The organism is Lentzea sp. NPDC092896, from assembly GCF_044754905.1.
Lineage (GTDB): Bacteria > Actinomycetota > Actinomycetes > Mycobacteriales > Pseudonocardiaceae > Lentzea.
Map to the genome: position 1 here is coordinate 2118781 of NZ_JBIVPX010000001.1, position 17558 is coordinate 2136338.

Annotated in this window: 13 protein-coding genes; 7 read left to right on the forward strand and 6 right to left on the reverse strand. The window is 70.2% G+C overall.

Annotated features, from left to right (window positions below):
* Position 1: 1 nt before the first annotated feature.
* Positions 2 to 271, forward strand: coding sequence for a DUF6510 family protein (locus ACIQF0_RS09350; protein ID WP_093601719.1), 270 nt, complete (start codon positions 2 to 4; stop codon positions 269 to 271).
* A 21-nt stretch (positions 272 to 292) separates the two neighbouring features.
* Here the strand turns inward: ACIQF0_RS09350 and ACIQF0_RS09355 are convergent, their stop codons facing one another.
* The 6 genes from ACIQF0_RS09355 to ACIQF0_RS09380 are packed head-to-tail and all read right to left on the reverse strand — an operon-like array spanning position 293 to position 8345.
* Complete coding sequence (locus tag ACIQF0_RS09355; protein ID WP_401026547.1) at positions 293 to 3127, reverse strand: carbohydrate-binding protein; 2835 nt, start codon at positions 3125 to 3127, stop codon at positions 293 to 295.
* A 35-nt stretch (positions 3128 to 3162) separates the two neighbouring features.
* Positions 3163 to 4026, reverse strand: coding sequence for a carbohydrate ABC transporter permease (locus ACIQF0_RS09360; protein WP_401026549.1), 864 nt, complete (start codon positions 4024 to 4026; stop codon positions 3163 to 3165).
* On the reverse strand, positions 4023 to 4415 hold the full coding sequence (locus ACIQF0_RS09365; protein WP_401026552.1) for a hypothetical protein: 393 nt from the start codon (positions 4413 to 4415) through the stop codon (positions 4023 to 4025). Before ACIQF0_RS09365 ends, ACIQF0_RS09360 begins: the two co-directional genes overlap by 4 nt.
* Complete coding sequence (locus ACIQF0_RS09370; protein WP_401026554.1) at positions 4412 to 5362, reverse strand: carbohydrate ABC transporter permease; 951 nt, start codon at positions 5360 to 5362, stop codon at positions 4412 to 4414. Before ACIQF0_RS09370 ends, ACIQF0_RS09365 begins: the two co-directional genes overlap by 4 nt.
* Positions 5359 to 6714 carry an ABC transporter substrate-binding protein gene (locus ACIQF0_RS09375; protein ID WP_401026557.1) on the reverse strand — a complete coding sequence of 452 codons (1356 nt, stop codon included), beginning with the start codon at positions 6712 to 6714 and terminating at the stop codon, positions 5359 to 5361. Before ACIQF0_RS09375 ends, ACIQF0_RS09370 begins: the two co-directional genes overlap by 4 nt.
* Positions 6715 to 6734: 20 nt before the next feature.
* On the reverse strand, positions 6735 to 8345 hold the full coding sequence (locus ACIQF0_RS09380) for a glycoside hydrolase family 13 protein (RefSeq protein ID WP_401026560.1): 1611 nt from the start codon (positions 8343 to 8345) through the stop codon (positions 6735 to 6737).
* Positions 8346 to 8452: 107 nt separating this feature from the next.
* Between ACIQF0_RS09380 and ACIQF0_RS09385 the strand changes: the two genes are divergently transcribed.
* From ACIQF0_RS09385 to ACIQF0_RS09410, 6 genes are all read left to right on the forward strand, one after another.
* Positions 8453 to 9502 carry a LacI family DNA-binding transcriptional regulator gene (locus ACIQF0_RS09385; RefSeq protein ID WP_360029895.1) on the forward strand — a complete coding sequence of 350 codons (1050 nt, stop codon included), beginning with the start codon at positions 8453 to 8455 and terminating at the stop codon, positions 9500 to 9502.
* A gap of 91 nt (positions 9503 to 9593) precedes the next feature.
* On the forward strand, positions 9594 to 10133 hold the full coding sequence (locus ACIQF0_RS09390; protein ID WP_401026564.1) for a (2Fe-2S)-binding protein: 540 nt from the start codon (positions 9594 to 9596) through the stop codon (positions 10131 to 10133).
* Positions 10130 to 11110, forward strand: a complete 981-nt coding sequence (locus ACIQF0_RS09395; RefSeq protein WP_401026567.1) for an FAD binding domain-containing protein — start codon at positions 10130 to 10132, stop codon at positions 11108 to 11110. The genes ACIQF0_RS09390 and ACIQF0_RS09395 overlap by 4 nt, the downstream gene beginning before the upstream one ends.
* A gap of 4 nt (positions 11111 to 11114) precedes the next feature.
* Entirely contained in the window at positions 11115 to 13199 is a 2085-nt protein-coding gene (locus ACIQF0_RS09400) for a xanthine dehydrogenase family protein molybdopterin-binding subunit (RefSeq protein WP_401026570.1), read from the forward strand.
* Positions 13200 to 13201: 2 nt separating this feature from the next.
* Entirely contained in the window at positions 13202 to 14155 is a 954-nt protein-coding gene (locus tag ACIQF0_RS09405; protein WP_401026573.1) for an XdhC family protein, read from the forward strand.
* 274 nt (positions 14156 to 14429) lie between these two features.
* A complete protein-coding gene (locus ACIQF0_RS09410; protein ID WP_401026576.1) occupies positions 14430 to 17522 on the forward strand; it encodes a PA14 domain-containing protein in 3093 nt (1030 codons plus the stop codon).
* Positions 17523 to 17558: the final 36 nt, after the last annotated feature.

Here is a 17558-nt window from a genome sequence, read left to right on the forward strand (position 1 = left end):
GATGAGCGACGACCACGTCGACGGCAACGCGCTGGCGGGCGACCTGCGGGAGATCTTCGCCGTGGATCTGACGGTGGCGACCGGCCAGTGCTCCGGCTGCGGCTACCGCGGCTCGGTGGCGACGCTGCGCGTCTACCAGAACGCGCCGGGCATCGTCGCGCGCTGCCCGCACTGCGAGGAGGTCGTGCTGCGGCTGGTGCGCGGACGCGACCGCGCGTGGCTCGATCTGCGCGGCACGGTGAGCCTGGAGATCCCGCTGCCGTCCCCGTGAGGACGGCAGCGGGGTGTCCCGTCAGATACCGGAGTTGCCCCCTCCCAGCGTCAGCGCGAAGCCCTGGGCGTTGAGCAGGCCGCCGGAGGACGCACGGGTGACCTTGGTGTTCGAGATCGTGCCGCTACCGGCCGCCTGGATCTCGAAGCCCCACGTGGCACCGTCGATGGTGAGCTTGTCGAAGGTGATCGGGGTCATCGTCTTCTGCCAGCTCATCAGCACGCCCTGGTAGCTGCTGTCGGTGATGGTCAGGTCGCTGATCACCACCGGCGTGCGGATCTCGTGGTCCGCCGCGTAGATCCACAGCGCGCCGATCGCCGAGTTCCAGTTCGGCTCGAAGCTGCCCGCGCGCAGCAACGTGTTGCGGCGCACCGTCGTCGTGCCGCTGAACGGAACCGGCTGGTGCCAGGTGCTCACCGCGATGCCCGATCCCGAGGTGACGACGTCCGAGACGTGGTTGTCCTCGATGCGGTTGTCCGCGCCGCCGTAGACCGCGATGCCGTTCGCGCCCGCCGGCAACTGGACCGTGTTGTTGGTGAACGCGGTCCTGGTCACCGGGGCGCCTTCGGACCACATCGCGAGGCCGTCGTCACCGTTGTTGCGGGTGGTGGACTGGTCGATCCTGGTGTCGACGACGTCGCCGTTCAGGTTCACACCGTCCGCGAACGTGTTGCGGACGCGCAGGCCGACCGCGTACAGGCCGTTGGTGCCGTTGTCGCCCCAGAGGCCGACCTTGGTGTGCTCGATCCAGAGGTTCTGCAGCAGCGAACCTGAGCCGAAGTTGCCTTCCAGCGCGGGATCGGAGCCGTTGTCCTCGCGCACCCGGACGTCGCCGAAGATCGCCAGGTCCGCGATCGTCACCTTGCCGGTGGCGAGGAAACCGCCCTTCGAACCGGTGCCCTGGACGACCGAGTGCCACGGACCGGCGCCGATGATCCGCACGTTGCCGACGTTGATGCGCGAGGAGATGCGGAACGTGCCCGCCGGCACCCACACCGGCCGGTTCTGGGCCGCGCCCTCCGCGATCGCCGCGGTGATGGCGGAGGTGGCGTCCGAGCCGTTGTTCGGGACGGCACCGTGCGAGGTGATCGAGACGGCGTTCGCCGGCGCGGTCGCTGCCGCGGGCACCGCTTCGGCCTCCACGAAGTCGAGCACGTAAGCGAGTGCGTTCGCGGTGTCCACCTGGAACTTCAGCTCGGTGCCGGCCGCCCAGTCACCCAGGATCCTGGTCTCGTCGAAGAACCGGTGCCCGCCGCCCAGCGCCGGGTTGTTGAAGTACGGGTAGTCGCCGTACACCCAGCTGTACTCGGACGTCAGCGTGATGTCGCGTTGCTTGGTTCCGTTGGCGTACAACGAGATCGGCGCGCGCTGACCGGTGCCGGCCGCGTTGTCCGGGATCGAGTGGCGCAGCACCAGGCCGTTCGCCGGTGCGGTGAGCTTGACCGTGACGTGCTCGCCCACGGCGTCGAGAACCACCGCCCGGCGGCCACTGGCCTCGGACTGGATCTGCCGGTACGTGCGGCTCGCCGCGAGCGCCGTGCCGTTGGTGGTGGCGGCTTCGGCCTCGTAGGTCGTGTACGGGACCGTGGCGCCACGCTGGGCAAGAGCGCCTTCGCCGGTGGCCGAGATGCTGTCGATGGCCACGTCTGCTGCCGTCGTGCTGGTCAGGCCGACGGTGTTGACACCCGCGCGCAGTGGCACAGTCGCGGTCGTGGTGCGCCATCCGCTGCCTGCTGGGAACGAGACGGTGCCCGCGTCACGGCCGTTCGCCGTCAGCGCCAACGTGACGTTCGACGTGCTCTGGAACCGCACGGTGACGGTCGAGTTCCCGGCGTTGTCGGCTTTGAGCGTTCGGACGACGCGGGCGCCGACTGTGCCGAAGCCGGCGACGTAGCCGGAACCCGCGTAGCCGGCGAGCCCTGTTCGGACTGTCGCGCCGCCGGAGCGGAAGGCCGACTCGGCCTCGCCCGGACCGGCCTGGACCGCCGTGCTGACGGTGAGGCTGTCGAGGTTCAGGTTGCCGGAGTCGCCCGAGTCGAACGCCAGCGCGACGTCGTGCTGCCCGGCCGTCAGCGTGACCTGCTCGGTCGAGGTCGCCCAGGTGTCCCAGTCCGCCGTCGTGGGAAGGCTGATCTGCCGTTGTTTCGCGCCGTCGACGTACAACGAGAGGGTGCGGGCGGAGCCGGTGCCGTTCGCCAGCCGGATCGCGAGGTCGTGCTGGCCCGCGGTCGCGGCGGTGACCCGGAACGTGGTGCGCGCCGTGCCCCGGTTCGCGTCCGTGTACCCGCCGACGAATCCGCCGCCCGTGTAGCCGGGGTGATCGGACTGGACGACCGCGCCACCGCTGAGCGTCGCGTTCTCCGCCTCGTACGCGGGACCGGCCTCGGTCACGGAGTTCGCGACCTCGAGGTGGTCGAGGTTGACGTTGCCGTTGTCCGCCGACCCGAAGCTGTACGCGAAGGTGTGCGCGCCCGTCGTCAGCTGGACCGCTGTCGAGAGCGAACTCCAGGTGTCCCAGTTCGCCGTGGCGGGCAGGGTGATCTGGCGTGCACCGGTGCCGTCGACCCGCAGCGTCAGGGTGCGCGGCGAGCCGGTGCCGTTGGCGTACTTGAGTGCGAGCGAGTAGGTGCCGGCGGCCGATGCGGACCACGCGAACGAGGCGGCGGCCGTGCTGCGGTTCGCGTCGGTGAAGCCGCCGACGAATCCGGTGCCGGTGAAGCCCGGGTGATCGGTCTGGACGACCGCGCCACCGGTCAGAGCGGCGTTCTCGGCCTCAAGACGGGTGGTGGCCGCAGTGGCGGATATCGGAAGAACTGTGGCTGACAGGGTGATCAGGGCGGTTGCGAGCGCGCGCAACCATGGCGACGTTGCCATGTGGGGGTTCCGTTCGTTCAGCCCTTCACCGCTCCGCTGAGCGCGCTGCCGTTGAGGAACAGGCGCTGGAAGACGAGGAAGAGCGCGACAGGGATGAGGGTCGAGATGGCGAGCGCGGCGAGGAACACGTCGAGCTCGACGAACCGCTGCAGTGCGGGCAGACGCACGGACAACGGCTGCACTGCCGGATCAGGCAGCACCAACATCGGCCAGAGGAAGTCCTTCCACGACGCGATGACGGCGAACACCGACACCACCCCGAGGATCGGACGGGACATCGGCAACACGACCGAGACGAACAGCCGCAACGGACCGGCGCCGTCCACGGTCGCCGCCTCGAACACCTCGCGGGGCAGACCGTCGAGGAACCGTTGCACCAGCAGGACGTTGAACGCGTTCGCGCCCGCCGGCAGCCACACCGCCCAGAAGCTGTTGATCAGCGACAGGTCGGTGATCGTGAGGTAGAGCGGCACGAGCAGCACCACCGACGGCACGAACAGCGTCGCCAGCACCACACCGGTGACGAACTTCCGATAGCGCGGCCGCAACACCGACAGGGCGAACCCGGCCGTCATCGCGACCAGCAACTGCACCGCCCACGCGCCGAACGCGAGCAGCACCGTGTTCAGGAAGTACTTGTCGATCTCCACCCGCGTCCACGCCGTGACGAGGTTCGCGAAGTCGAAGCCGTTGGGCCACAACGCGAGTGGTGCGCGCAGGGTGTCCTGCGTCGGGGTGATCGCCGCCTTCGCGAGCCAGAGCACCGGGCCCAGGCCGATGAGCAGCAGGCCGCCCAGCAGCAAGGTCTGCACGGTCCGGATGGTTCGCCGGACCGCCGGGATCTTGCGGTCGTGGGTGGAGAGGACTCCGCGGTCGGTCATGGTGTGCTCCGCGGGCTGAGGTGGAGGCCGGAGGCCGGGGTGATCGCGGTGGCGGGCAGGTGGTCGGTGGCGGCGGCCGGGTTGTGGCGACCGCGGCGGGTGGTGATGTGGTCTTCGGGGCGGTGACGGCTGAGAGGTGGGCCGGCCTTGAGGTTGTGGGGTGGGAGGCCGTGGCAGTCGGCCTGGTGATGTGTCCGAGGAAGTGGTCGGGCGGTAGGGGGAGGCGTGAGGTTGAAGGTGGTGGCCGGGTCGTGGCGGACGTGGTCGGTGGTGATGTGGTCCGAGGTGGAGAGCGGCTGGCTTGGTGGGGCCGCCTGACCCGGCAGCGGCTCTCGCGCTGCCCGGAGAGGCGGCCGCAGGGCAGGGCTCTCCCCGCTGCGGTCGGTCATGACGTGCTCCACGAACGCGTGAGGCGGAAGTACAGGGCGGACAGCAGGGCCAGCACGACGGCGAGCATCAGGCTCAGGGCGGTGGCGGCGCCGTAGTCGCCGCCCAGGCTGGAGGCGAAGGCGTAGTTGTAGATCAGCAGGAGGATCGTGGTGGTCTTGTTCGCCGGGCCGCCGCCGGTGAACAGGAACGGTTCCAGGAACACCTGGGCCGTGCCGACGATCTGCAGGATGAACGTGATCAGCAGGACGCCCCGCAGTTGCGGCAGCGTCACGTGCCAGACCTTGTGCCACACCGAGGCGCCGTCGATCTCGGCGGCCTCGTAGAGCTCCGGCGGTACGCGGGTCAGAGCGGCCAGGTAGATGATGACCGTGCCGCCCATCGCCGCCCAGGTGGACTCCACGACGAGCGACACCATCGCGGTGCCGCCGTCCTGCAGCCACGCGACCGGCGCGATGCCGAACCAGCCCAGCACCGTGTTGAACAGGCCGTGCGGGCCCGCGTCGTAGAAGAACTTCCACAGCAGCACCGCCACCACCGGTGGGACCACCACGGGCAGGTAGGCGAGCGCGCTGTAGAGGCCGCGCAGCCTGCGCACCTCGTTCATCAGCACCGCGAGCACCAGAGGCGCCGGGTAGCCGATGAGCAACGCGAGGAACGCGAACCACAGGGTGTTGCGGACCGCCGTCCACAGCAGCGGGTCGTTCAGGACCGTCACGAAGTTGTCCAGGCCGACGAACTCCGGGGTGTCGACCAGGTTCGTCTGCTGCAACGACATCACGGCGGTCTGCAGGATCGGGAGCCACGAGAACACGCCGAACACCGCGAACATCGGCAGCAGGAACACCAGTGCCGCGAGGCCACCGCGGCGCCGTCGACGACGGGGGTGCGCGGCAGGCCGTGCCGCGCGAGGAGGCGCGGCCTGCCGGGGCGGGGCGGTCGTGGTCACTTGCGGTCCAGCAGCGCCTGCGCCTGCGACTCGGCCTGAGTGAGCAACGCGGTCACGTCGGCGTTCCGGTCGGTCAGCACCGCCTGCACGACCGGGTCGAGCAACGCGTAGACCTGCTGCGTCGACCTCGTCGGTTCGGGCACGAGAGGCTGCGCGAACATCTTGTCGGTGTACGGCTTCATCTGCTGCACCGGCACGTTGACGTACTGCGCGATCCACTGCTGCCGCTGGTCGTGCAGGGCGCGGTCGAACACCGGCAGCTCGGGCGAGCCGACCGCCTGGGACGACTCGGCCGTCGTCTTCGCGTCGGCCACGGCCTGGTCCTGCGCGGTGAGCTTCGACAGGTAGTAGAAGTCGATCCACTGCACGCCCGCGGACACCACCGCGGCGGACGACTTCGCGCGCACCACGGCGAGCGAGCCGCCGCCGAGCACACCGGCCGTGCCCTTGTCCGCCAGCGGAACCGTGGTGATGCCGTAGTCCTCGGCCTTCAAGGCGTTCTGCGCCTTGAGCGAGCCGTAGTTGCCGCCGCCCGAGACGTACATGCCGATGCGACCCGCCGCGAAGTCCTGGTTGATCGTCGCCCAGTCGTAGAGGAAGTTCGCGCCCATGCTGTTGTCCGTCCACCGCATGTCCTGCAGCTGCTTCAGCACGGCCCGCATCTCGTCCGTGTTCAGCGTGGACTTCGCGCTGTCACCGGAGAGCTGCTCGACCCGGCCGCCGAACGCGTAGTCGAGCGTGGCGAGGATCCAGCCGCCGGTGTTGCCCGCCGTCATCTGGGCGTAGCCGGCCTGGCCGGTGCGCTCGGCGATCTGCTTCGCGGCCGAGCGCACCTCCGCCCACGTGGCGGGCGGCTTGTCCGGGTCGAGCCCCGCCTGCTTGAACAGCGTGCGGTTGTAGTGCAGGGCCTGGCCGTACGCGGCGATCGGCACGGCCTGCATGGCGCCGTCCGCCGCCTGGCCGGCCTTGGCCACCGACGCGTTGAACCCCTTGGCGTACGGCAGTTTCGCCACCTCGCCGCTGATGTCCGCGATCTGCTTGCGTTCGATGAGCCCGCGGCCGTCGGTGAACGGCGCGGTGAACACGGCGGGCAGCGTGCCGCCCGCGAGCTGCGCGGTGAACGTCGTCGCGTCCCACTTGTACTCCTGGGGCTGCACGTCCACGTCCGGGTGCGCCTTCTCGAACTCGGCGACACGGGCGTTGAACGCGTCGACCGCGCCCTTCTCCAGACCGGGGTCGATCGCGACGGTCAGGGCGAGCCGGCCGCCCGACCCCTCCGGCTCGCCACCGGCGCACCCGGTGACGGCGAGCGCCGTGGCCAGTACGACGGCGCTGATTCTCGAGGACTTCATCGTCACTCCTTGCGGGCGGCTTACCCGCGCAGCCAGGCGGCGGCGTCGGGGGAGAGGTGGCCGCCGCGCACTTCGGAGCTGGCGAGCAGCACGTCGGTGTGCGGCGGAAGGGCAACAGGGGTGGAGCCGAGGTTCACGACGCAGACGAAGTCCGCGCCGCGGCGGAACGCGAGCACGTCCTGGCCCGCGTCGAGCCAGGCGAACTCCGCGTCGCGCGGGCGCAGCGACAGCAGGGCGCGGTACAGGCTCAGCATCGAGCCGGGATCGGCCTCCTGCCGTTGCACCGAGTAGGAGCCCCAGCCGGTGGGCTGGGGGAGCCACGGCGCCGGGACCGTCCCCTGTGGACTGAACCCGAACGCGCTGCCGTCCTCGGTCCACGGCAGCGGGACACGGCACCCGTCCCGGCCGGGGTCGACCCCGTCGGAGCGGAAGAACATGGGGTCCTGCAGCACGTCCAGCGGCAGGTCCTCCACCTCGGGCAGACCCAGCTCGTCGCCCTGGTAGACGTACAGCGAGCCTGGCAGCGCACCCGTCAGCAACGCCGCCGCGCGAGCCCTGCGCGTGCCCTGGGACAGATCGGTCGCGATGCCGAACCTCCGCGCCTCGAACCCGAACGAGCTGTCCTGGCGGCCGTAGCGGGTGGCGGGCCGGGTGACGTCGTGGTTCGCCAGCACCCACGTGGCGGGTGCGCCGACCGGCCGATGAGCGTCCAGTGTGGACTCGATCGAGGCGCGCAGCGCGGCGGCGTCCCACGGGCGGGTCATGAAGTCGAAGTTGAACGCCGTGTGCATCTCGTCGGGACGCAGGTAGCGGGCGAACCGCTGCTGGTCCGCCAGCCAGACCTCGCCGATCAGCACCCTCGGCTCGGCGTAGGAGTCGGCGACCGCGCGCCAGCGCCGGTAGATCTCGTGCACCTCGTCGCGGTCGACGAACGGATGGCCGGCCGCCTCGGCGACCTCGGGGAACCCGGGATCCTTGACCGGCATGGTCGCCGAGTCGATCCGGATGCCCGCCACCCCGCGGTCGAACCAGAAGCGCAGCACGGCCTCGTGCTCGCGCCACACGTCCGGGTGGGTCCAGTTGAGGTCGGGCTGCTGCGGCGCGAACAGGTGCAGGTACCACTCGCCGGGCGTGCCGTCCGGGTTCGCGGTGCGGGTCCACGTGCCGCCGGAGAAGCTCGACACCCAGTCGGTGGGAGGGAGTTCGCCGTGCTCGCCGCGGCCCGGCCGGAACCAGAAGCGCTCCCGCTCGGGTGAGCCCGGCTCCGCCGCCAGCGCCGCCTGGAACCACGCGTGCTGGTCGGACACGTGGTTCGGCACCACGTCGACGATCGTGCGGATGCCGAGCGCCGCGGCCACGGTGATGAGCTGCTCGGCCGCGGCCAGGTCGCCGAACGCCGGGTCGATCGCCCGGTAGTCCGCGACGTCGTAGCCGCCGTCCGCGAGCGGGGAGGCGTACCACGGCGTGAACCAGAGCGCGTCCACGCCGAGCGAGGCGAGATAGGGCAACCGCGATCGCACGCCCGCGAGATCACCGACGCCGTCGCCGTCGCCGTCCGCGAAACTGCGCGGGTAAATCTGGTAGATCACCGCGTCCCGCCACCAGTCCGCGCTGTTCACGGGCCTGGTCACGGATGGTGCGACGGAAATGCCACTGCTCACGTCGACCCCGTTCTCGCTGGGAAGGTTGAAAGTAGGTTTAGCGCTCAACCTGAAATGACGGTAATGTGACCCGTGCCATGCTGTCAACCGAGCGGCAGCCGAGCGGGGAAGGCGGGAACGCGAGCGTGCGGGTCACGTTGAAGGACATCGCCCAGAGGGCGGGCGTCAGCATGATGACGGTCTCGAACGTCATCAACGGCAACAGCGCGAGGGTCTCTCCCGCGACGATCGAGCGGATCCAGCGGATCGTCGTGGAGCTGGGGTACGTGCCGAGCCACTCCGCGCGCAGCCTGGCCGCGAAGTCGTCGCGGATGGTCGGCGTGCTGGTGCCGGCGGCCGACGAGGAGAGCCTGACGATCAGCCCGCACAACGTCGCGATCATCGGCCAGCTGGAACGAGAACTGCGCAAACGCGCCTACGACGTGCTGCTGCGCGGCATCGCCCGGCCAGGCGAGGTCGCGGAGGCGTTGCGGGCGTGGAACCTCGACGGGGCACTGCTGCTGGGCTTCCTCGACGAGGAGATCGCCACGTTCACCGCGAGCTCGGCGGGCCGCACCCGGATCGTCGCGGTGGACAGCTACGCGGACAACCCGGTGACCAGGGGCGTGCGCACCGACGACGCCACCGGAGGCCGGCTGGCCGCCGAGCACCTGCGGGCCCTCGGCCACGTCGACGTCGTCTTCGCCGGCCCGCGCTTCGCCGGTCAAGGCGTTGTCTGGCAACGCTTCCAGGGCTTCAAGGAGGCGCTCGGCGGCGACTGCGCGGTGGAGGCGGCCAACACCACCTACGACGACGGCGTCGCGCTGGGCCGTCGGCTGCGTTCCGACCACCCGTCGGCCACGGCCGTGTTCGCCACCGCCGACATCCTCGCCATCGGCGTCGTGGCCGGGTTGCAGGAGACCGGGGCGAGCGTGCCGGACGACGTCTCGGTGATGGGGTTCGACGACCTGGACCTGTGCCGGTACGTCCGGCCGACGCTGACCACGATCGCGCAGGACCTCCCGGCGAAGGCCGCGACGGCCGTGGCGATGCTGATCGGCGAGATCGAACGCGACGAACAACCGCCGGGGCCCGCCACCCTGGACGTCCACCTGGTGGAGAGGGGGTCGACCGGCCCGGCCCGCTGACACGCGGCACGATCAGGCAAGAGCGCGAGAGCATCGTTCACGTCCCAGCCGCCGTTCGCTGATTCGATCGGATCAGTCGAAGGGGAGGGCGATGACTGACGCCACTCGCAGCCAGATCTCGTTGAAGGTCAACGGAACCACTCACCACCTGACGGTCGACCACCGCAGGTCGTTGCTCGACGCGTTGCGCGAGGACACGGAGAACACCGGCCCCAAGAAGGGCTGCGACTTCGGCCAGTGCGGCGCGTGCACGGTCCTGCTGGACGGCAAGCGCGTGGTGTCGTGCCTGACGCTCGCGGTCGCCGCCGACGGCGCCCAGGTCACCACGGTCGAAGGGCTCGCGGCCGACGACGAGCTGCGGCCGGTGCAGGAGGCGTTCCTGCGGCTGGACGGGTTCCAGTGCGGGTTCTGCACGCCGGGGCAGCTCTGCTCGGCGGTCGGGGTGCTCGCCGAACACCGCGCGGGCTGGCCGAGCGCGGTCACGGCCGACGTGTCGCCGGAGCACAGGTGTGAACTCGACGCCGACGAGGTGCGCGAGCGGATGAGCGGGAACCTCTGCCGGTGCGGTGCCTACCCGTCGATCGTGCGGGCGGTGCTCGACGCCGCCGGGCGCGAGGAGGTGAAGCGGTGAAGGAGTTCGCCTACCGCCGTGCGACCGCCGTCCACGAAGCGTTGACGTCGGTTGCCGAGGCCGACACGAAGTTCCTGGCCGGTGGCACCAATCTCGTCGACCTGATGAAGCGCGGTGTCGAGACTCCTGCCCGCCTGGTCGACGTGCGCGCGTTGCCGTTGAACGGCATCAGCGAGGCCTCCAACGGTGACCTGGTCATCGGCGCGACGACGACCAACAGCGAGACCGCCGCGCATCCGGAGATCCGCCGCCGCTATCCGGCGTTGGCGCAGGCGGTGCTGGCGGGTGCGTCCGGGCAGTTGCGCAACATGGCCACCACCGCCGGAAACCTGTTGCAACGCACCCGATGCGCCTACTTCGCCGATCTGGCCTCCGCGTGCAACAAGCGCGTGCCGGGCAGCGGGTGTGCGGCTCTGGAGGGCGAGCACCACAACCACGCCGTTCTCGGCACGTCGCCGAGCTGCGTCGCGACGAACCCGTCGGACATGGCCGTGGCGCTGATGCTGTTCGACGCGGTCGTGCGCTACGAGACGCTGACCGGCCAGGGCGAGATCCCGATCGCGCGGTTCTTCAAGCCGGTCGGCGACACCCCGCACGTCGAGACCACACTGCCCGCCGGAGCGTTGATCACCTCGGTCACCCTGCCGCACGAGGAAGGCGGCCGGTCCCGGTACCGCAAGGTCCGTGAGCGCGCGTCCTACGCCTTCGCGACCGTGTCGGTGGCGGCGGATCTGACCGTGGAGCTCGGCCGGGTGCGGGAGGTTCGCATCGCACTCGGCGGCGTCGCCTCGCACCCGTGGCGGGCGCAGATCGCCGAGGAACGGCTGCTCGGCGCCCCGGCCACGCCCGAGATGTTCCGCGCCGCCGCCGAAGCCGAGCTGGCCGCCGCGACCCCGTTGCCGCACAACGGCTACAAGGTGACGCTCGCGCGCAACCTCGTCCAGGCCGTGCTGACCGACCTGACCCGAGCGGAGTGACACGGTGACAACAACCCCCGAGGCGATCGGCTCGTCGTGGACCAGGGTCGAGGGCAGGGACAAGCTGCGCGGCCGGGCCCGCTACACCGCCGACATCCCGGTCGAGGGCATGGCACACGGCGCTCTCGTGACGTCCACGATCACCCGCGGCCGGATCACCGGCATCGACACCGCGGAAACCCTCGCGTCGCCAGGCGTGATCGGCGTCGTCGACCACCGCAACGCCCCACGCCTCAACCCCGAGGCGGGCACGTTCTTCGGCCCCGACGGCCAGCTGTTGTTGCTGCAGAACGACGTGGTCGAGCACGGCGGCCGGCCGATCGCGCTCGTGGTCGCGGAGACGCCGGAACAGGCGCGGGCGGGAGCCGAGCTGCTTCGGGTGTCCTGTGTGGAGCAACCGCACGACATCGGGCTCTCGACCACGCACCCGTTGCTGCGTCCCGCGCTGACCACGTACGGCCCGGACGCCGAGAAGGGTGATCTGGACGCCGAACTGGCCGGGTCCGCCGTCACGGTGGACGAGTGGTACCTCACGCCGCCGGAGTCGGCCTGCGCCATGGAACCGCACGCCGCGACGGTCTGGCTGGAGGACGGCAGGATCCGCGCGTTCGACACCACCCAGTCGCCGTACGGCACAGCGCAGGCGTTGTCCCTGCTGTTCGGCACGCCGCCGGCCGACGTGCGCGTCGAGGCGCAGCAGCTCGGCGGAGGGTTCGGTGCGAAAGGTGGAGTCGGGCCGCAGCTGATCCTCGCGACGATGGCCGCGATGCTCTTCGAACGACCTGTCCGGGTGGCGCTGACCAGGGAAGAGGTGTTCCTGGCGACGTCCGCGCGAGCGGCCACCCAGCAGCGCGTGCGACTGGGCGCCGACCAGGACGGCAGGCTGCGGGCGATCGGGCACGAGGCGACGTTCGAACTGTCGGTGATGGCCGAGTACATCGAGAACTGCGTGGAGGTCTCGAAGATCCTCTATGCCGCCGACGCCATCCGCACGCGGATCACCGTGGTGCCGTTGCACATCCTGCCGCCGAACTCGCTGCGCGCACCGGGCACCGCGCCCGGCTCGTTCGCGCTGGAGTCCGCCATGGACGAACTGGCCGAACGCCTGCAGGTCGACCCGCTCGACCTGCGCCGCCGCAACGAGCCGGACGTTGGTCCGGTGAGCGGCCATCCGTTCACCAGCCGCAACTACCCGCGGTGCGTGGAGGAGGGCGCGCGGGCGTTCGGCTGGGCGGGCCGCGACCACCGCCCGCGGCAGCGCAGGGAAGGCCACCTGCTGATCGGCACCGGGATGGCCGGAACATCGTTCCTCACCATGTCGTTCCCGTCCTCGGCGACGATCACCGCGGAGCCGGACGGCACGTTCACCGTCGCGATCGCGGCGATGGACATCGGGACCGGCGCCCGCACGGCGTTGACCGCGATCTCCGCCGACGTCCTGCACGTCGACCGGTCCAAGATCCGGTTGAAGATCGGCGACAGCGCACTGGGACCGGCTTGGGGCGCGGGCGGTTCACTCGGCACGACGTCGTGGTCCTGGGCGATCTCTTCGGCGGCCGAGGAGTTGCTGGCCCGGCTGGAGTCGAAGCCGCCGCTGCCGGTGTCGGTCACGTCCGACACGACCAACGAGATCTTCAGCCTCCCGCCACGCGAGCGGCACGCCTACAGCGCGATCTTCGCCGAGGTCGCGGTCGATCCCGCGACCGGGGAGGTGCGGGTGCGCAGGCTGGTCGGACGGTTCGCGGTCGGGCGGGTGGTGAACCCGCTGATGGTGCGCAGCCAGCTGGTCGGCGGCATGATCATGGGGCTGTCCATGGCGTTGCACGAGCAGGTCGTGCGCGACGAGGTCACGGGCAGGCAGGTGAACGCGGACTTCGCCGGCTACCACTTCGCGGCGAACGCGGACGTGCCGTTCATCGACGCCGACGTCGTGGAGGACCACGAGCCGGACAACCCGCTGGGGCTCAAGGGACCAGGCGAGATCGGCACGGTGGCGGTCGCCGCGGCCGTCGCGAACGCCGTGTGGCACGCGACGGGCAAGCGGCAGCGCCGGTTGCCGATCACGCTCGACCGCGTGATCGAGGACTGACCGTGCTGCGCGAGGTGTGGCCGTTCGTGCTGGAGAAGCAGAACGAACCGGTGGTGCTCGCCCGGCTCGTCGATCGCGACGGTCCGGGTGCGCGCCCGCTCGGCGCCACCATGGCGATCGCCGCGGACGGAACGTGGCGCGGGTCGGTGTCCGGCGGCTGCGTCGAGGGGATGGTGCTCGACGCGGCCCGCGCCGTGCTCGACGGCGAGGCACCCGGCGTCGCCGTCGTCGCGCCGGGCGCGCACCTCATGCCGTGGGAGGAAACCCCTGCGTGCGCTGAAGAACTGCGGGTGCTGCTCACGCACGTGCCGGATGATCCGGTGCGTTCGGCGATCACCTCGGCGATCACGAACGACCGGCGGCTGTCGGTGCGGATCGACCTGACTCCGCCGTACGCGTGGTCGGTGGGCACCGCTCCCGGCGACGGTCCGGCGTTCGTCGAGGATCTGCCGGGACGGAACACGCTCGTCCTGGTCGGTGCCACCGATCTCGCCGCGAGCGTGGCCGTGCTGGCGGAGTCGTTGCACCTCAGGGTGGTCATCCTCGATCCCCGGCCCGGCCACGTCGAATCGGGAGCGTTTCCGGTGTCCTGCCAGGTGATCCGCGCGTGGCCGGACGAGTGGATCACCACGCTCGGGCCGGGGGACGCCGTGGTCACGCTCACGCACGACCCGCGCATCGACGACCGGGCGATCCGTGCCGCGCTGCGCAGCGGAGCCGGGCACGTCGCCGCGCTCGGCAGCAGAGCGACGCACACCCAGCGGTTGCGGCGGCTGGCGGGAGTGCCCGGACTGGAACGGGTGTGCGGTCCGGCCGGGCTCGACCTCGGCGGCACGTCGCTCGCCGAGACCGCGCTGTCGATCCTCGCGGAGGTGGTGGCGGTGGGCAACGCGCGGTCCGGGCGGCGCCTGCGCGACGGCCATGACTCGATCAGGACGACGTTGCCGGCGTGGTGAGGAGAACGATGAACCCGGCCTGCCGGGTGCGCCGGTCGACTCGACGGTCGCCGCCGCACGCGCGCGCCGAGCCCGCCGCTGTCGTGTGTGACCTGCGGTCTGTCCGGTGGGCCGCCAGGTCGAACGATCCAGGCACCATCCGTAACTTCCCGGAAACTTGTCCGGTTTGACATGCCCGATACCTCCGTTCGGCCGTAGCCCGGCGCCAGAACCGTGTGCGTGGATGTAGGGGAGCGCTCTTACAACGTTGTAAAAACGAAGGGGATCTTCGCTGATGAAGAAAGCCGCCCCCGTACTCGTCGCTCTGCTGCTGGCGTTGGGCATAGCGCCCGGACTGCCGTCCGCGAGTGCCGCCGAGCCCGTGCACGGCCTCAAGGGCGAGTACTTCAGCATGTCGGCACCGGGTGCGCGGGACTTCGCGACCCTGGGTGGCACCGTGCTGGACGCCGACGTCAACCAGGGTGACCTCACCGGCGTCTTCGGATTCCTCAACGGCCGCACCGAGCACACGACGGCCCGCTGGACCGGGCAGATCGCGGTGCCGCAGTCCGGCGACTACACGTTCCACGCCATCGGCGACAACGGGTTCCGGCTGCTGATCGACGACAAACCGGTGATCGACCACTGGGTGCCCGACTGGGACCGCGAGCAGACCAGCGCGCCGGTGACGCTCACCGCCGGGCGCCAGTACGCGTTCAAGCTGGAGATGTTCCAGGACGTCGGCGGCGCCAACATGTTCCTGCGCTGGTCGAGCCCGACGATCGCGAAGCAGCTCGTGCCGGAGTCCGCGTTCACGCCGCCCGCCGACTTCCAGGTCGTGCCGCGCACGGCCGAGGTCTCCAAGGACGGGCGCACCCTCACCGCGGACTTCGGTGGCCGCGTCACGGGCGCGAACGACCTGAAGGACCACCTGCGCGTCGACGTCGACGCCACCCCGTTCCCGATCTCGGTCATCACCACGAGCCGGAACAAGGCGACGATCCGGCTGGGCGAGCGGGTGCTGAAGGGTCAGCGGATCCGCATCTACTACGACGGCGCGGGCGCGCTCGCGGTCGACGGCAAGAAGGTCGAGAAGACCGCTCGCACGACCGGCAACGTCTCCACAGAACGGCTCAAAACGCCGTGGGGCGAGAAGGTCGACACGCGCAACCCGTTGCCGGAGTACCCGAGGCCGCAGCTGGAACGCGACAAGTGGCTCAACCTCAACGGCCCGTGGGAGTTCGCCGGCGCCAAGGCGGGCGAACAGCCGGTGTTCGGCAAGAAGCTGCGCGAGAAGGTCGTCGTTCCTTACCCGATCGAGTCGCAGCTCTCCGGGCTCGAACGGCACGAGGACCACATGTTCTACCGCCGCACGGTCAACGTCCCGAACGACTGGAAGATCGGTTCCGGGCAGCGGCTGAAGCTCAACTTCGGCGCGGTCGACTACGAGGCCAAGGTCTGGGTGAACGGCAAGCTCGTCGCCGAGCACACCGGCGGCTACACGGCGTTCAGCGCGGACATCACCGACGCTCTCAAGCGCGGTGAGCAGGAGATCGTCGTCGCCGTCACCGACACCACCGGCCCGAACCAGCCCAAGGGCAAGCAGTCGCCCAACCCCAGCGGCATCTTCTACACGCCGTCGTCGGGCATCTGGCAGACCGTGTGGATGGAACCGGTCGCGGACAAGGGCATCGACGAGATCAAGACGACCCCCGACCTCGCCACCAGCTCGCTCGCGGTCACCGTCAAGTCCGCCGGCAACGCCACCGTCACGGCGGTCGCCAGGGACGCCAAGGGCAAGCAGGTCGGCACGGTCACCGGACCGGCGAACTCCAAGCTCACGCTGCCGGTGCCGAACGCGCACCTGTGGACGCCGGACGACCCGTACCTCTACAAGCTCGACATCACGCTCGGCAAGGACAAGGTCAAGAGCTACTTCGGCATGCGGTCCACCGGCATGACGACCATCGGCGGCACGCCGAAGCTGACGCTCAACGGCCAGCCGATCTTCAACCTGATGCAGCTCGACCAGGGCTTCTACCCGGACGGCCTGAACACCGCGCCGAGCGACGAGGCGCTGGTCTTCGACCTGAAGGCGCAGAAGGACCTCGGCTTCAACGCGGTCCGCAAGCACATCAAGGCGGAACCCGCCCGCTGGTACTACCACGCCGACCGGCTCGGACTGCTGGTGTGGCAGGACTTCGTGGCCCTCGAGGACGGCAACAACCCGCTCTCGCAGGAGCGGTTCGTCAAGGAGGGCAAGGAGCTGATGCACCAGCTCCAGAACTACCCGTCCATCTACGCCTGGATCGTGTTCAACGAGGGCTGGGGCGAGTGGGACCGCACGGTGACCGGCCAGATCACCGACGAGGTCAAGGCCATCGACCCGAGCCGGATCGTCAGCGCGCACAGCGGCGTGAACTGCTGCGCCTCCAAGGGTGACAGCGGCAAGGGCGACGTCATCGACCACCACGACTACAACAACACCGACCCGGCCCGTCCGGACGGCAAACGCGTCGTGATGGACGGCGAGCACGGCGGCTTCACGCTGCGCACGCCGGGACACCAGTGGCCCGGAGCGCCGATCGCGATCTACAGCGGTGTGGCGGACAAGGCGGCGCTGACGGCGAAGTACGTCGACAACACCCGCACGTTCTACCTCGGCCAGGCCCGCCAGGAGATGTCCGCGTCGGTCTACACGCAGGTCACCGACCTGGAAGGCGAGCTCAACGGGCTCTGGACCTACGACCGCAAGCGCATCAAGGTCGATCCCGGTCCGGTCCGCGAGATCAACCGGCGCGTCATCGAGGCCGGGGCGAACGCGGGCAAGCCGTACGACTACGCGGGCAGCGGCGAGTGGAAGCTGAACGAGACCAAGGGCGCGACGGCCAAGGACTCGACCGGCAAGAACCCGCTGACGCTCAGCCCGACTGGCGCCACCTGGAAGGACGGCGCGCTGGAGTTCCGCAACGGCTCGGCGGACACCTACGGCCCGGTCGTCGACACGACCAAGGACTACACGGTGTCGGCGAAGGTGCGGCTGAACGAGGTGCCGGGCGGCTACGCCACCGCGGTGAGCCAGGACGGCCGGGAGCGGGAGAACCCCTTCTACCTGCAGTACGGCCAGGGCGCGTTCGCGTTCAGCACACCGGGAGGCAACCGCGCCCGGTTCGAGACCACGCCGGAGATCGGCCGCTGGTACGAGCTCAAGGGAGAGAAGAAGGGCGGCGAGATCCGGCTCTACCTCGACGGCGCGCTGGTGGCCACGGCCCCGGCGGGACCGGCGATCGTGAGCACCGGCGCGCTCGCGGTGGGACGTGCCAAGTACAACGGCCAGAACGTCGACTACTGGCCTGGTGCGATCAAGGACGTCGTCGTGACCTCTTGATGTTGGGAGAACGCTCTCCGATCGTGGTACAACCGG

What these genes read in the sequence shown, in the direction of transcription:
- ACIQF0_RS09350 (WP_093601719.1), top strand. Translation starts at nt 2, where the DNA reads ATGAGCGACGACCACGTCGACGGCAACGCGCTGGCGGGCGACCTGCGG.
- ACIQF0_RS09360 (WP_401026549.1), bottom strand. Translation starts at nt 4,026, where the DNA reads ATGACCGACCGCGGAGTCCTCTCCACCCACGACCGCAAGATCCCGGCG.
- ACIQF0_RS09365 (WP_401026552.1), bottom strand. Translation starts at nt 4,415, where the DNA reads ATGACCGACCGCAGCGGGGAGAGCCCTGCCCTGCGGCCGCCTCTCCGG.
- ACIQF0_RS09375 (WP_401026557.1), bottom strand. Translation starts at nt 6,714, where the DNA reads ATGAAGTCCTCGAGAATCAGCGCCGTCGTACTGGCCACGGCGCTCGCC.
- ACIQF0_RS09385 (WP_360029895.1), top strand. Translation starts at nt 8,453, where the DNA reads ATGCTGTCAACCGAGCGGCAGCCGAGCGGGGAAGGCGGGAACGCGAGC.
- ACIQF0_RS09390 (WP_401026564.1), top strand. Translation starts at nt 9,594, where the DNA reads ATGACTGACGCCACTCGCAGCCAGATCTCGTTGAAGGTCAACGGAACC.
- ACIQF0_RS09410 (WP_401026576.1), top strand. Translation starts at nt 14,430, where the DNA reads ATGAAGAAAGCCGCCCCCGTACTCGTCGCTCTGCTGCTGGCGTTGGGC.